The sequence below is a fragment of the Arthrobacter sp. SE2 genome (assembly GCF_058244265.1).
This window is the reverse complement of sequence record NZ_JBZAYA010000003.1, coordinates 219,397-234,708: the sequence shown is the minus strand read 5'-3', so window position 1 is coordinate 234,708 and position 15,312 is coordinate 219,397. Positions and strand designations below refer to the sequence as shown.

Sequence of the window (15,312 nt, the reverse complement as noted above, 5' to 3'; positions counted from 1 at the left end):
TACCCTTGTATTTTCAAAATTCTCGACTAGTCTCGTATTTGCGACCGCTTGAAGGCGATCAGATGCAGGAGACGAAGATGTCAAACAACCAAGACGTACGGCGAGCGATCACTCCGCCGCGATTCCACCCGGGCGCATATGTCGAGATTCCTGGACCAAACTGCCCAACTGATGTGTCCACGCTCGCCGTACGTGCAGAGGAGGGGTACTGATGCTGGCAGGAAACAGCGTGCCAGAGCTAGTTGTTGTAACCGGGACCTCGTCGGGCCTGGGCCTGGAGCTGACGAAGCTTCTTATCCGCAACGGTGCCCACGTCGTTGGCGTGGACATTCACAGCCAATCCGACTCGGAGGTGACCGAATCAGGGAAATATGTCCATGTCGAGGGCGGTGTCGATGACGACGGCACATGGATGGCGGTCTCGGAACTGTTGTCTGGATCGGACGCTGCCTCGGTCGGTCTCGCTCACTGCGCAGCGATGCTCGTGCAGGGTCGTGTAGAAGATGTCTCGCGTGAGTCATGGGAACGTGTGCTCGCCGTGAACGTCATCGGGGCCGCCAACGCGATGAAAGCAGTTGGGCCGGCGATGGAGAGGTGCGGAGGCGGATCGATCGTGCTGGTCGGCAGCGTAAGCGGATTCATGGGTGAGGAAGCCATGCTCGCCTACGGCACCAGTAAAGGTGCGATCCTTCAGATGACGCGCGCGGCCGCCCTCGACTTCGGCCGCCGGCTTATTCGGGTCAACTCAGTGTCACCAGGGCCCATGGCTACGGAAATGTTTTATGTGCACATGCGTGCAGCGCCGGACCCACAGGCATTTCTGAAACGCCGCGAAGACCGGCAGCCCCTGGGTTTCGTACTGCAGCCGTTGCAGGTAGCCAACGCCATCGCGTTCCTGCTCTCAAACGATTCAGATGGCATCACCGGTGTGAACATCCCGGTCGATGCAGGGCTCACTGCCGGTTTCGAATTCCGCAACCTCAGCATGGGTGCACGAGACTCTCAATACGATGGAAAGGAAGCGGCCAGATGAGGATCGCAAATGTAGAAGGACGTCTATCAATCGTTGAAGGCGATCAGATCTTCGATGTCGAAAAAACGAGCAATGGACAGTTCCATTTCGATCCTCAGTCGGTCTACGACTATTGGGATGAATTCACAGGGTGGGCCCGTACTGCGGACTTCTCCGCCGGCGAGCCGCTCATTACCGAACGGCTCGGGAGTCCTGTCCCTCGCCCACGACAGATCCTGGCGATCGGACTGAACTACGGCGACCATGCAAGCGAAAGCGGCTTTGCTACCCCGGAAGATATGCCCCCCGTCTTCACCAAGTTCGTCAGCTCCATTACCGGACCCGTCGCCACTGTGGAGCTGCCCGCTGACGGGCACACCGATTGGGAAGTCGAGTTAGTCGCAGTTATCGGCAAAGCTGCCACTGGGGTTGAGCCGGAGGATGCCTGGGATTACATCGCGGGACTGACAATTGGGCAGGACATCTCAGAGCGGAAAATCCAGCTTGCAGGACCTGTGCCTCAATTCAGCCTCGGGAAGTCTTTCCCGAACTTCACGCCATTGGGGCCAGTGTTGGTGACAGTCGACGAATTCGACAACCCGGATGATCTCGGGTTGAGCTGCAGCATCAATGACGAAGTAGTCCAAGACGGACGAACCAGCAAGCTGATCTTTTCAATTCCGGAGCTGGTATCTCGGCTCTCCAATGTGCTGACGCTCCTTCCCGGTGACATTATCTTCACAGGCACTCCAGCTGGTGTTGGTCTCGGCCGGAACCCCCAGCGATGGCTCCAGGACGGCGACGTGCTGACAAGTCGGATTGAAGGAATCGGCACCATGACGCAGCGGTTCGTCACAAGGGGCTGACATGAACAAGTCATTGGAACTTAATGTCGCGTGTCTCGGCACAACGCATCCACACGCCTCCGCCAGAGTGAAGTCATTGCGCACGATTCCTGGTGTTCGTGTCAGCGCCGCTGCGGATCTGACCGAGGACGTTCGGCCGTTTTGCCGGGCCTATGCACTCGAGGCAAGCACCGTCGAGGACATCCTGCTCGATCCGGGGTTCGACGCCGTCCTCATCCACTCGTACAGCAAGGACATGGTGCCGCTTGCCAAACAGGCGATCGCAAGCGGCAAGCATGTGCTCGTCGAGAAGCCCGGGGGCGCCGATGTCGACGACATCCGCGAGCTGGCTGAACTGCAGACCGAGCTCGTCGTCCAAGTCGGCTATAACTGTCGGCTGTCACCGGGGGTCTCCCGCGGCACCAAGCTTTTCCGTAACGGGGCGATCGGCAAGCTTGCGTCTGTCAACGCACATGGCGCGTCGAAGGCGGGGGAGCATCTAGCTGAGCATCTCAACCACCCCGAAGACATGGGCGGAGGGCTGTGGATCATCGGTTGCCACGTCCTCGACATAGTCCTTTCCATCTGCGGGGTCCCGGTCGAAGTCAATGGCCGGGTCGGGAAGACCCCCCGGCTGTCTGACGGACGCAGCCGCGAGGATTCCGCAGCCGCGATCCTCGACTACGGCGACTACCAAGTCGCCTATGACTTCGATGTGCACGACTCGCTCGAGTGGTTCGAGTCCTCGCGGATTACCCTCCATGGCACAGAGGGAATAATTCAGATGGGCATCCTCCCTGGCTCTGTCGAGATCTACCTCTCGCGCCCGTTTGGCAACCTGCCCGTCGGATGGACGAGCTGGACCCAAACCCAATTCACGACCCCTTGGGCAAAAGACGAGGAAAACGAGTTCTCAGAGTTACCTGAGCTATCCAACCTCGACTTCTTCAAGATTGAAGCTGAATCCTTCATCAAGAGCATCCGGGAGGGAACGGGACCTGCCATCAGTGTTCAGGACTCGCTTGACCTCGCCAGGACAATCCAAGCGATCTACCGATCCAGCGATGTAAACGGCGCCCCCATCAGAGTCGGAGATTAACGGCTCCGATCGCTAGCGAAATCGAACGACAAACAATCAAAGCATGTGATCTCAAAGGAGAGGTATTTTCATGGCTATTACACGAAAGGGCTTTAAGGCAGCTGCCATCGGGGTTCTGATGACCGCAGCCGTAACTTTGTCAGGGTGTGCATCGAGCGCAGGTGACACCGGAAGTGGTGCCAGCGGCAAGACGATCGCCCTCTTCCTGCCCAACACCCAGGCCATCCGCTTCACGACAATAGACGCACCCCAGTTCGAGAAGAAGGTCAAGGAACTTTGCGCCGACTGCAAGGTGATCGTCCAAAACGCAGGCGGAGACGTGGCCACCCAGCAGGCACAGATCGAATCGGCCATAGTCCAAGGCGCCAACGCCCTTGTGGTTGACCCGTTCGATGCTAGTTCCCTCGCCGGCGTACTGGCGGAGGCGACCAGTAAGAAAATCCCCGTCATCAGCTACGACGCGCTAATCCAGAACGCGAAAATCGACTGGTACGTGAGCTTCGACAACAATAAGGTCGGCGAGCTCATCGCAACCTCGCTCGTTGACCGGATGAAGAAGCTCAGTGTCACCGACAAATGTGTCGTCGCCATCCGCGGTGATGCTGGCGACAGTAACCAGAAGATGTTTTGGGATGGCTCGCTTCCCGTGCTCAAGAAGGCCAACCTCAACATCTGCTTCGATGCGAACACGCCGGGATGGGCTTCCCAACCCGCGCAGAACAACATGGACCAGGCGATCACAAAGGTTGGTGCAGGGAACATCGGCGGCGTCTATTCCATGAATGACACGATGGCCGCGGGTGTCGCGGCGGCCTTGAAGAATGCCGGCGCCAATCCCTACCCGCCTGTGACCGGGCAGGACGGCGATGTCGCCGCCATCCAGCGCATCCTCGAAGGATCTCAGTACATGACAGTTTGGAAGGACACGTACTCACTGGCCGACACCGCAGCGCAGGGTGCGGTCGACCTCGCTAACGGGCGTACACCGAAGTCGAACGACACCCGCCCGAACGACAGCGGTGCTATCCCTTCCAGCCTCCTGAGCCCTGCGGCCATCACCAAAGACAACATCAAGGACACGGTCATCAAGTCAGGATTTATCAAGACCGCCGACCTTTGCGTCGACAAGTACGTAGCACTCTGCAAGGACGCAGGACTGACCCAATGACTGGCCGTATTGTTCTTGAAGCCCGTGAGCTGAGCAAGAGTTACGGGCCCGTCCGGGCGCTCAGCTCGGTCTCTATCTCGGTTCGCGCCGGCGAAGTGGTGGCATTGGTGGGCGATAACGGGGCCGGCAAGTCGACCCTCGTCAAGACTCTGACCGGAGTGGTCACGCCTGACTCTGGGGAAATCCTTGTCGATGGTTCGCCCGTCTCGTTCTCGTCCCCACGGGAATCTTCTCAGCACGGCATCGCTGCGGTCTACCAGGACCTCGCTGTCTGCGGGAATCTGAACATCGCAGACAATATGTTCCTCGGCCATGAACTCATACGCGGTCGAGGCCTCAACCGGCTCCTGGGACGTGTGGACGGCGTCGCGATGCAGAAACGTGCCCAGGAGATCCTGACGAACCTCCGCACACGCATCCCGGAGATGACCAACGCGGTCGAGAAGCTCTCCGGCGGCCAACGACAGTCCGTTGCAATCGCCAGGGCTGTTCTCAACGAGCCGCACGTGATCTTTCTCGATGAACCGACGGCAGCGCTCGGAGTTGCCCAGACAGATGAAGTGCTTAATCTCATCACCAGACTTCGTGAGCAGGGACTCGGCGTCATCCTGATCAGCCACAACATGGCCGACGTCTTCCGCGTCGCCGACAGGATCGAGGTGCTGCGTCAAGGGTCCAACTTCGGAACCTTCCTCGCCGCGGAAAGCACGCCGGCTGAAGTGGTCGCGGCTATCACGGGAGCTAAGAGCGCGGTGACGAATTGACGATACAAGAGAAACAGAAGTTTGAGAGGACACCGTCGATTATGACGACAAGCACTCCGGTCATTGAGAAGCCAACGCTTTGGGAGCGGCTTCGCCCTGTCCTCGTTGGCCGCGGCGGTACCGAGACAAATCTGGTGCCGGTGTTTATCAGCCTCGTCGTAGTTACCGCGGTGTTCCAGCTGCTGGATCCACGGTTCCTCTCCGCCGCGAACCTTTCTAATCTGTTCCTGCAGATCGCATCGGTGGGAACGATCTCCGTCGGTGTCGTTCTTGTACTGCTCCTAGGGGAGATCGACCTCTCGGTAGGGTCCCTGAGCGGATGTGCGGCCGCGCTCGTGGCCGCCGCGAACGTCCAATGGCATTTCGGGCCGTGGTGGGCACTCCTTACCGTGCTCGTCTTCGGGATGCTCTGGGGCGCGCTTCAGGGCTCGATAGTGGTGTTCTTCCGTTTGCCTGCCTTCGTCGTTACCCTCGCGGGGTTGATCACTCTGCAAGGCATCCAGCTGTTCATCCTTGGCCCAACAACCGCGATTAACCTGCCTAGTGACGGGCCGATTGCGGCATTGACGACGACGTTTTTCCCGGCCATCATCGGCTGGCTGGCTGCCGCCGCCATCGTCCTTGGTCGTGTGGCCACTCGGGTGCTTGACTCCCGTCGTCTCCGGGCTGCTGGGTTGCCGGGCATTCCTGTGAATCGGACTGTGACTGAGACGGTCCTCGCCGCCGCCGTCGCGGGCGCATTCGTGGCAGTCTTCAGCGTGGCACGAGGCATCCCCCTTGCTGTGCTCATATTCCTGGGACTGGTCGCCATTTTCGATTACATCGTCCGCAAGACGGTTTTTGGAAAGCACATCATGGCAGTCGGCGGAGACGAGGAAGCTGCGCGCCGCAATGGCATCCGTACGACCCGGATCCGCATCGTCGTGTTCGCCCTCGGATCTGGCCTAGCTGCCCTTGGTGGAATTCTTGCTGCATCACGGCTGATGGCCGCAACTGGATCGGTCGGCCAGGGCGATGTCCTTATCAACGCGATCGCAGCGGCAGTTATCGGGGGGACTAGCCTGTTCGGCGGCCGAGGCACAGTGCTTTCAGCGCTTCTCGGCTCATTGGTCATCGGAGCAATCGCGAACGGGATGACGCTTATGAACATTCCTCCGGCACTCAAATTCGTGGTCACGGGCCTTGTGTTGCTCGGTGCCGTAATCGCCGACGCCATAGTGCGTCGGCAGTCCAAGACGCAGTAAGCAAAGGAGAACCTCATGACCACAGCATTGGTTGTCGGAACTGGCCGCATGGCCCAGATTCGCGTACCGCATCTGATCGCCGCCGGAATTGACGTTTCATTGGTCAGCCGTGACCCGGGGCGCTCTGAGACCGTCGCCAAAGAACTCGGAGTGCGCTCGATTTCTCTTGAGACTGCGAAGGCCTCCCGCTTCGACGCGGTTCTCATTGCAAGCGCCTCAGAGGATCACGAAGCTGATCTCTATGGCTTTGGTGACCGCGCAAACGTCGTGTTCTGCGAGAAGCCGCTTGCGACATCAGGCTCGGTTGGCCAGGGCCTTCGAGAATTCTTCTCGTCCCGTGGCACGGAAGTGTACGTGGGATTCCAACGCCGTTTCGACCCGGCTGCTGGACAGGCACGTGAGCTGGTTAGGGCGGGAGGGCTTGGGAACCTGTACCAAGTTGAGTCCAGTCATTTTGACCACACCGTCGGCCGTCGAGAATTCATTGCGAAGAGCGGTGGCATGTTCAAGGACATGCTGATCCATGACATCGACTGGCTCCTCTGGTCGACAGGCCTGGAAGTCCGGAGTCTGGTGGCGACAGGCTCGGTCGTTGCCGATGACGTCTATGCAGAGTTTGAAGACTGTGACATGGCCGTGGTCTCCCTTGTGATGAGCAGCGGCACTCTCGCTGTGCTGCGAGCGAGTCGAGTCCACCCCGTCGGACAGGACGTGCGGATGGAATATCTCGGGAGTACCGGCAGTTTGTTCGTGGGTCTCACCCCCCATTCACCGATGCTCACCATCGAGCGGACCATACCTTTGTCGGTAGAACCGGTCCCGAAGAATTTTGTCGAACGCTTCCGTCCCGCCTTCGAGGCCGAGACTCAGCAGTTCGCCGCGTACATCACAGGCGCCGCAAGTTCCTTTGGCGGCTGCAGGCTCGAGGAGGCGCTTCAGGCCCTCGATCTTGCGGAGGCCTGCGACAGGTCCTGGCGTACGGGGCAGGCAGTGAACTATGCCCCTTAGAGTCGCCCTCATCGGCGCGGGACGAATTGCACGGTTGCACGCGGAGCGCATGCGCAGCCTCGATTCCTTCCAACTCGTCAGTGTCTCAGACCCATCCAGGGAAGCGCTTCTCTCCTTCCCTGCTCATTGTGAGATCACTCGATTTGAGAACTGGAAGGAGGGTGTTGCCGGAGCGGATGCGGTCATGGTGTGTTCGCCGAGCGGTGAACACCCAGAACAGGTTATCTATTGCCTAGAAAATGGGCAGCACGTGTTCTGTGAGAAACCTCTTGCCATGACCGCCGGCCCCGCACAGGCATGCGCCGATCTAGCGGCCAGGCTGGGACTGGTACTCCAAGTCGGGTTCCACAAGCGCTTCGACCCGAGTTATCGGCGGATCCGTTTGGAGTCCATGGACTCCAAACGGATCCACCTCAATATCTCGGTGCGCGATCCTCGGCCCTCGCCGCCTGACTACCCGAGATCGCCAGGAGGGATCTTCCTCGACTGCCTGATCCACGACTTCGACCTCGCTCGACACATCCTCGGCGAGGAGCTCAGGGTTGTGGCGGCTCACGCGCGCTCGCTCTTCGACCCTTATGCCGCAGAGGCCGGCGACGGAGACACTGCGGCCGTGATCCTGGAGTCAGACAGTGGAACTCTTGTCACGCTAGCTGCCTGCCGCACGAATCCGGACGGCTACCACCAGCGAGTGGAACTCCAGACGGACACGGGCGTCTGGGTCACTGACAATCCGCTGACCGACCTAGTTCAGCACAGCGATCAGCGCGGCACACATAGACCTCGCTCCGTCGATTTCTTCGCAGAACGCTACGAAGCCGCCTACGTCGCACAGATCGAGAGTTTCGCCAAGGCAGTCGCTGGATACGGGCCGGTAGAGTGCGACGGCTACGACGGGGTCCGCGCCGTCGAGCTCGCCCTCGATGCCGCCGCGTCGGCAGGAGCTCAAACGAAGTGAAGGAATCATGACGACAGACATAAGCGACGATGAGTGGCCAATTATCGCAAGCTACTGGACGGTCGCCGGGGCGAGCTGCCCCGGATCAGAAGACGAATCCAGCCCTTGGACAGTGGAGGAACGCCTGGCGGTCGTGGCTGAGGCTGGATTCAGTGGACTCGGCCTGCACTACCTCGACGTGCAGCGCATCCTCGAACTCGACGGTGGACGGTCCTTCGCCGCAGAGTGGGATCGCAGCGGACTGGATTTTCTCGAAGTTGAAGTCTTGGTTGATTGGTACCTCCCAGCGAACCTGCGCAGAGCCAGTGATCGCCAGCTGAAGGACTTCTTGGACTTCGCCGAGCGAGTACCGGTGCGACACCTGAAAATCGGCGGGGCGATTGGCGACGTCGCAGTACAACACGGCGATCTCGTCTCTGGTCTGCGACGGCTGAGCGACCGTGCCGCACGAACGGGTATGCAGCTGACCCTGGAGTTCATGCCGTTCTCCAACATCCCCACTCTCGCCGCTGCACGGGAAGCGATCGTGGAGGTCGGGCGAGACAACGTCGGGCTGCTGCTCGATGTGTGGCATGTCGCGAGGTCCGGAGAGGAATACGCGGAACTCGCCACCCTTCCTCCTCACATCGTCAATTATGTCGAAATCGACGACGCCGTAAAGACTGTGAACGGTTCATTGTTCGAAGACACGATTTACCACCGCCTCCTGCCCGGCGAAGGCGACTTGAACGTTGCTACTTTTCTCCAGACGGTCCGTGACATCGGCTACAGCGGTCCGATCGGCGTCGAGGTGATTTCACGGGGGCAAAGCTGCAAGCCCCTTGTTCTAGCGGCAAAAGATGCTCTGGCTGCGACTCGCGCGGAGATGCGTAAAAGTGCGGTGCAAGCTCGGTGAGTCGGAAGTTCACCCTCACATCAGCCCATGACGGGCCTGACACCGTCGGTCGGGATCGTCTGAGACCGGGCAAGTGCCAGCAACAAAGGGCTTGACCCAAAGCTATCCGCGCACTCGAACGCTCCCTCGACGAGTGAGCGGCGGAAAGGAATGCCGGTCTTGAGCGCGCGCCACAAAATCCAGGGATGAGAGGGCTGACCCATGAGAACGACTAGCGACTTCCCAATCGCAGTCACCGCGACCGATCGTGCAAGTATGGATCGCCTTCTGGACGAGGCCGTGACCGCCGCCAGGACACTGGCAATGCGCGAAGGGCGTCAGGGAATTCTGGTCATTCGACATGACTACTGTTCTTTCACTGTCGCTCTCAGTAGTGCGGTGCCCTTCGGCCTGACGCGTGAACATCAGGACTGGTGAACCAAACGCTCAGGGTCGATACGCCAACGCCCATAGTCAACCCTTGCGAAAACGTGCCGGTTTTGGCGACTAACAAGGCCCAGCCTCGCTGAAGACGGCGGGAATCTCTACTTCAAACCAGCACACGGGTGGAGATCCAAAGGAATACTCCATCCCCTCCAACAAGCCTGGGGCTCAGCCCGGCCGGACACTCGCCGCGAGGGGCCGTTGCACACCGTTTACTCCCCCCGGAATCACGGTGGCATCCTGCTCGACCATCTCCGCGGGACTGCTTTGGGCCGCTGCTCCTCCGGATGGGCTGAGAGTCCTGGATCCGCGGCGGCCCAGAGGCCAGGTTCCCGGGTGGGTCGCGGGTGTAGGCGAAAGACGCCATGGGAGTGTTTCCGGGGCCGGTGTCGGTGATTTAGTCGTTCTCGGCCACCCTCCACGTGGCAATGAGACGACAAGCAAAGGAGCTCGATAAAGGTGTCGACCGTCCGCTCCGACGACAGCAACCCAGTCGTCCCGATGCTCGAGTGTTCGGGCATCACCATGTCCTTCGGGGGTGTCCCCGTGCTCAGGGGAATCACATTCACCCTTGAACCCGGGACCGTCACAGCCCTTGCGGGCGAGAACGGTGCCGGCAAGTCCACGCTTATGAAGATCGCCTCGGGTCAGTACCGTCCCGACGGCGGAGAGGTGAAGGTCCGCGGGCAGCACCTGCCCAGTGGCAACACGCAGGCGGCTTACTCCTTGGGGGTGGCCATCGTCCCCCAAGAGCTCGCTTCCATCCCGGAGCTGATGGTCTACGAAAACCTGTTCGTCGGCCGCGAGCTGAGGAGCAGCTTCGGGATGCTCGACCGTCGGGCGATGATCAAGGCGGCCAGCGGATACCTCGAAGACTTCGGCCTTGATACCGACCCGAAGACCCGCATGGGAGCCCTGCCCGTAGGGGTACGTCAGATCATTGAGATCATCAAGGCTACGAACCGCGGAGCCCGGGTTCTCCTGCTTGATGAGCCGACGAGTGCAATCGCCGAACGCGAAGTCGCTCGACTAGCCCGGATCGTACGCACCTTGCGTGACCAAGGCGTTGCGATCCTCTTTACCACCCACAAGATGGAAGAGATCCGGGCCATGGCGGACCGGGTAGTCGTGCTGCGCGACGGAAAGCTCGTGAGCGATACGCCGCTGGCCGACATCACCGACGACGGCATAGTCACAGCCATGATCGGCCGGGAACTCGATCAGCTCTTTCCTGAGCGCCCCGAGTCAGGCACGGATATTACCCTCGAGGTCGACAACGTCGTTATCGCCCACGGTTCCGAACCGATCAGCTTCTCCGTGAAGCGGGGTGAGATCCTTGGCCTCGCCGGCTTGGTGGGGGCGGGCCGCACCGAGCTGATCGAGTGCATCTACGGCGTCCGCAAGCCCGTCTCCGGAACGGTGCGGGTCTCCGGTGCGCCGCTGAGGCCTGGTTCGCCCCTCAGCTCGATAGCTCGCAAGCTCGCGATCGTCCCGGAAGACCGCAAAGGCGCGGGGGCGGTGTTGTCCTTGAGCGTCTTGGACAATGCGACCCTGCCACGCATCGCCGCCTTTTCGAGATTCGGGATCCTTCGCAGCCGCAAGCGGCGCGAGGCCATCGGGGCCATCATGAAGTCGATGCGCTTGAAGAGCAACGGGCTTGACCAGAACCTGGAGAACCTCTCAGGCGGAAACCAGCAGAAGGTCGTTTTCGGCCGTTGGCTCACCGGACAAGTAGACGCTTTGCTGCTCGACGAGCCTACCCGTGGGGTCGATGTCGGCGCGCGCAGCGAAATCTACCGCATCATTACCGAGCTGTCCTCTGCCGGCATGGCCGTCGTCATGGCATCCAGCGATATGCCCGAGATTCTCAGTCTCTCCCATCGCGCGTTTGTCATGCGCGAACTCGGTGTCGTCGGCGAACTCGACCGCGCCCAGCTTGACTGCCCGAAGGTGCAGGACACCATTTTCCGACTCGCCTCCGGCCAGAGCGCCGCACCTGTGAAAGACACCACCCCATGAACACCACCATCGATGCCATCCCCGCACAGCAACGCCGAGACTGGAAGGAACTCGCCAGCGGATTCCTCGTCCGCCACATCATGGTGGTGGTGATGCTGCTCATCGTCGCGTTCTTCGCGTACCGTAGCGCACGGGTTTGCCACTCCCGACAACCTCACCAATATCCTCATCGCGGCCGCACCCTTTGCGCTCATCGCGCTGGGACAAACGCTCGTGATCCTGACCGGAGGCATTGACCTCTCCGTCGGAAGCGTCATGGCGGCCAGTGCCATGGCCGCGGCCTGGACCGCCAAGAATGCGGGCGACAATCTGGTGCTGCCCCTTCTGGCGGCATTGGTCACAGGCTTGCTCGCAGGCGCCATCAACGGCTTGATTGTCAGTAAGTTCGAGGTCCCACCCTTCATCACAACCTTGGGGATGTTGACGCTGGCATCCGGCTTCGCTTATGTCATTGGCAACGGTGCACCCATCAATGGACTGCCGGCCAGCTTCGGCTCCTTCGCCAACACACAGATTCTTGGCGTGACTCTCCCCGTCGTCCTCATGATCATCGCCATCCTCGTCCTTGCCTTCGTCATGAAGCGAACAAACTACGGCCTACGCGTCTACGCGATTGGCGGCAACAGGCTCGCCGCCGAAATCGCGGGCGTCCACTCGCGCCGCATCCTCTTCAGCGTCTACGCCATCAGCGGTGTGCTCGCCGGCCTTTCCGGCCTCATGCTCGCCTCCCGTGTTATTACCGGTGCCCCCAACCTCGGCCAAGGCTACGAACTCGACGCCATCGCTGCGGTGGTCATCGGAGGCGCCAGCCTCATGGGCGGCAGGGGCACGGTGTGGGGCACCGCCGTCGGGCTCCTCCTGATCCAGACCATCAACAACGGCCTGGACCTCCTCCTGGTCCCCGCCTACTGGCAGAACGTCATCAAGGGCGTGATCATCGTCGCCGCCGTCGGCGTCGATGTCTGGGCCGCCCGCCGGGGCCGCCGCTGACCATTACATCCTGACCACCACATCCCAACCAACCATCCGCACTCCCCAACCCATATGTGAAGGAAGATAATGAAAAAGGCATCCTCAACGACGAAGAAGCTGCTCACAGGCACGGCGATTGCCGCCGTCGCCGCGCTTGGCCTGACCGCCTGCGGCGCGGGCGACCCGAGCGCCGGCAACGACAACATCACCATCGGAGTGACGGTCTATGACATGTCCTCGTTCATCACCCAAGGCAAGGAAGGCATGGAGGCCTACGCCAAGGCCAACCACATCAACCTGCAATGGAACTCGGCAGGCGGAGACGTCGCCACCCAGGCCAACCAGATGCAGCAGTACGTCAACAGCAAGGTCAACGCGATCATCATCGTTCCTGTGCAAGCCGACTCACTCCAACCCCAGGTAGCCGCGGCAAAGGCCGCTGGCATTCCCGTCCTCGACGTCAACACCGCCCTGTCCGGGGCTGACCTGACAGCCAGCGTGCAGCCCGACGACGTCGCCGCGGGAGAGCAGGAAGCCACCATGATGGTCAACAAGCTCGGCGGCAAGGGCAATGTCGTTGTGCTCGAAGGCCCCTTGGGCTCTTCACCGCAGATCGGCCGGGGCAAGGGCATCCAGAACGTGCTGGACAAGAACCCCGGCATCAAGGTCCTGGCCAAGGACACCGCCAACTGGAAGCGCGACCAGGCAGTGAACAAGATGAGCAACTGGGTCTCCGCGTTCAAGGGCGACATCAACGGCGTCATCTCGCAGAACGATGACATGGCCCTGGGTGCCATCCAGGCCCTCCGAGAAGCCGGGGTAAAGGGCGCGCCGGTCGTCGGCATCGACGGCATCGAGGACGGTCTTAACGCAGTGCAGTCCGGGGAAATGATCGGCACCTCCCTGCAGCACGGCACGGTGGAGCTTGCCACAGGCCTCGCAGTCGCCGCGAAGATCGTGCGCGGAGAGAGCGTCAACAAGAAGCCTGTCTACACGATGCCCGCGATCACCGCCGCCAACGTCAACGACGCCTTCAAAAACGTCGTGACGGACAAGGAATCCTTCTTGAAGAACCTTCCGGCGCTCATCGACGACAACCTCCAGGGCGGCAACATCGCCTACGAAGGCCTCCCCGGCCAGAAGAAGTAAACAACCTCTCCACACGGGTCCGGGGCTCAACCACCGCAGGCCCCGGATCTTCGAGATCGTGGCGATCAATCTGGCGACAGCAGGACCCGAAGCCAGGCTGCTGCTCAGGGGATTGGCCGGCCTGGCCGTCATCAGCGCTCCCTGGTGAAATCGGTGGACGTAGAACCACCAACGCCCCCACTACGGCAAGCGGCCACTTTGTCACACCCACCAGCAAGGATCAGACCCGTCAGGCAGCGAGTAAGCCCTGCTCACCCGACACGGCCGCCCCGAGGATGACGAGGCTAGAGCCTCTGGAGAATGTCTGCCATTCGGTCCTTGGCGTCGCCGAACAGCATCTTTGAGTTGTCTCGGAAGAACAATGGGTTTTGGACGCCGGCGTAGCCAGAGGCCATGGATCGCTTGAATATCACGACGTTCTCAGCCTCCCACACCCGCAGAACAGGCATGCCGGCGATTGGGCTGCCGGGGTCCTCGGCAGCCGCAGGATTAACGGTGTCGTTTGCCCCGATGACCAGAACGACCTCGGTTTGGGCGAGTTCGTCATTGATTTCATCCATTTCGAGGACGATGTCGTAGGGCACTTTTGCCTCGGCGAGTAGGACGTTCATGTGGCCAGGCAGCCTGCCGGCTACTGGATGAATGCCGAAGCGAACATCCACGTCACGCTCTCGGAGCTTTCGCGTCAGTTCAGCCACATGGTGCTGTGCCTGAGCCACGGCCATACCATAGCCGGGCGTTATCACGACGCTGGATGCGTTCCTGAGCAATTCGGCCGTATCTTGGGCGGTGATTTCACGGTGCTCTCCATAGTCCCGGTCTGTTGGGGTAGAGGCCTTGACGCCGAACCCACCTGCGATGACGGAGATGAAGGAACGGTTCATGGCCTTGCACATGATGTAGGACAGATAGGCGCCCGAGGAACCGACCAGGGCTCCTGTCACGATCAGCAAGTCGTTGTTCAGGAGGAAACCTGCCGCCGCTGCTGCCCAGCCTGAATAGCTGTTTAGCATGGAGACGACAACCGGCATATCGCCACCTCCGATTGAGGCCACTAAGTGCCAGCCCAGTGCCAGCGCGATCGCGGTGACGGCGATCAGCAGCCAGAGTTGGGAATCGATGACGTACCACACCGTGAGGCCCGCAAACGTGACCAGGGCACCAAGGTTGAGGTAGTTCTTGCACGGCAAGGTGAGGGGGGCTGACTTTATCCGTGCAGACAATTTCAGGTATGCCACGATGGAACCAGTAAAAGTAACGGCTCCAATGAAGACCCCGATGAAGACTTCAGCGTGGTGGATGTCCTGCAACGCCCTGGGAAGGTCAGGCTTCTCAAGGTGACCGTTCCAGCCAACCAGCACGGCTGCTAGACCAACGAAGCTGTGCAGCACGGCAATCAGTTCGGGCATCCCGGTCATTTGCACTACCCGGGCCCGCCAGAGGCCGATTGCCGCTCCGACCAGAACGGCGCCCAGTAGGAGAATGATTCCGGTTAGGGCCTGGGGGCTCTGCAAGGCATTCTGTATCGTGAGCCAGGCTGTGGCCGCCAACGCGATCACCATGCCTGAGATTCCGTATGCCACGCCTGCGCGGGCGCTCTCGTGCTTGCTGAGGCCTGCAAGACTGAGGATAAAAAGCAGGGCGGCAACAATGTAGGCGGCGTCAGCCAGCGACTGAGCGGTCAACAGACCGGATATTTCATTAGACAAGTTTGAATTCCTCGGTCGATTCCGGTGCTTCGAGCTCAAGCATCACT

The 15,312-nt window shown here is 60.5% G+C and carries 14 protein-coding genes; 13 read left to right on the top strand and 1 reads right to left on the bottom strand.

All coding sequences use genetic code 11. The features are described 5' to 3' along the window. Window positions 1-211: 211 nt before the first annotated feature. The 13 genes from AC4CS3_RS05965 (at window position 212) to AC4CS3_RS05905 (ending at window position 13,556) form a co-directional block, all read left to right on the top strand. Window positions 212-1,033, top strand: coding sequence for an SDR family NAD(P)-dependent oxidoreductase (locus AC4CS3_RS05965; protein WP_490782634.1), 822 nt, complete (start codon window positions 212-214; stop codon window positions 1,031-1,033). Further along, a complete protein-coding gene (locus AC4CS3_RS05960; RefSeq protein WP_490782633.1) occupies window positions 1,030-1,878 on the top strand; it encodes a fumarylacetoacetate hydrolase family protein in 849 nt (282 codons plus the stop codon). The genes AC4CS3_RS05965 and AC4CS3_RS05960 overlap by 4 nt, the downstream gene beginning before the upstream one ends. 76 nt (window positions 1,879-1,954) lie before the next feature. Next, window positions 1,955-2,956, top strand: a complete 1,002-nt coding sequence (locus AC4CS3_RS05955) for a Gfo/Idh/MocA family protein (protein WP_490782632.1) — start codon at window positions 1,955-1,957, stop codon at window positions 2,954-2,956. Between the two features lie 70 nt (window positions 2,957-3,026). Continuing rightward, entirely contained in the window at window positions 3,027-4,124 is a 1,098-nt protein-coding gene (locus tag AC4CS3_RS05950; protein ID WP_490782631.1) for an ABC transporter substrate-binding protein, read from the top strand. After that, window positions 4,121-4,888: an ATP-binding cassette domain-containing protein gene (locus AC4CS3_RS05945; protein ID WP_490782630.1), complete on the top strand. Its 768-nt coding sequence runs from the start codon at window positions 4,121-4,123 to the stop codon at window positions 4,886-4,888. The genes AC4CS3_RS05950 and AC4CS3_RS05945 overlap by 4 nt, the downstream gene beginning before the upstream one ends. 41 nt (window positions 4,889-4,929) lie before the next feature. Then, window positions 4,930-6,132, top strand: a complete 1,203-nt coding sequence (locus AC4CS3_RS05940; protein WP_490782629.1) for a sugar ABC transporter permease — start codon at window positions 4,930-4,932, stop codon at window positions 6,130-6,132. A 15-nt stretch (window positions 6,133-6,147) separates the two neighbouring features. Further along, window positions 6,148-7,140: a Gfo/Idh/MocA family protein gene (locus tag AC4CS3_RS05935; RefSeq protein ID WP_490782628.1), complete on the top strand. Its 993-nt coding sequence runs from the start codon at window positions 6,148-6,150 to the stop codon at window positions 7,138-7,140. Continuing rightward, window positions 7,130-8,098, top strand: coding sequence for a Gfo/Idh/MocA family oxidoreductase (locus AC4CS3_RS05930; RefSeq protein ID WP_490782627.1), 969 nt, complete (start codon window positions 7,130-7,132; stop codon window positions 8,096-8,098). The genes AC4CS3_RS05935 and AC4CS3_RS05930 overlap by 11 nt, the downstream gene beginning before the upstream one ends. Window positions 8,099-8,105: 7 nt before the next feature. After that, the gene (locus AC4CS3_RS05925) at window positions 8,106-8,993 is read left to right on the top strand and encodes a sugar phosphate isomerase/epimerase family protein (RefSeq protein WP_490782626.1); all 888 of its coding nucleotides are present in this window, start codon (window positions 8,106-8,108) and stop codon (window positions 8,991-8,993) included. Between the two features lie 882 nt (window positions 8,994-9,875). Then, window positions 9,876-11,435, top strand: a complete 1,560-nt coding sequence (locus AC4CS3_RS05920) for a sugar ABC transporter ATP-binding protein (RefSeq protein WP_490782625.1) — start codon at window positions 9,876-9,878, stop codon at window positions 11,433-11,435. Then, window positions 11,432-11,671 (top strand): hypothetical protein, encoded by a 240-nt coding sequence (locus AC4CS3_RS05915; protein WP_490782624.1) that lies wholly within the window; start codon window positions 11,432-11,434, stop codon window positions 11,669-11,671. The genes AC4CS3_RS05920 and AC4CS3_RS05915 overlap by 4 nt, the downstream gene beginning before the upstream one ends. Continuing rightward, complete coding sequence (locus AC4CS3_RS05910) at window positions 11,649-12,425, top strand: ABC transporter permease (protein ID WP_490782623.1); 777 nt, start codon at window positions 11,649-11,651, stop codon at window positions 12,423-12,425. The genes AC4CS3_RS05915 and AC4CS3_RS05910 overlap by 23 nt, the downstream gene beginning before the upstream one ends. A 69-nt stretch (window positions 12,426-12,494) precedes the next feature. Continuing rightward, complete coding sequence (locus AC4CS3_RS05905) at window positions 12,495-13,556, top strand: substrate-binding domain-containing protein (RefSeq protein WP_490782622.1); 1,062 nt, start codon at window positions 12,495-12,497, stop codon at window positions 13,554-13,556. 284 nt (window positions 13,557-13,840) lie between these two features. Here AC4CS3_RS05905 and pntB read toward each other — a convergent pair whose 3' ends face one another. Continuing rightward, window positions 13,841-15,265, bottom strand: a complete 1,425-nt coding sequence (pntB, locus tag AC4CS3_RS05900) for a Re/Si-specific NAD(P)(+) transhydrogenase subunit beta (RefSeq protein ID WP_490782621.1) — start codon at window positions 15,263-15,265, stop codon at window positions 13,841-13,843. Window positions 15,266-15,312: the final 47 nt, after the last annotated feature.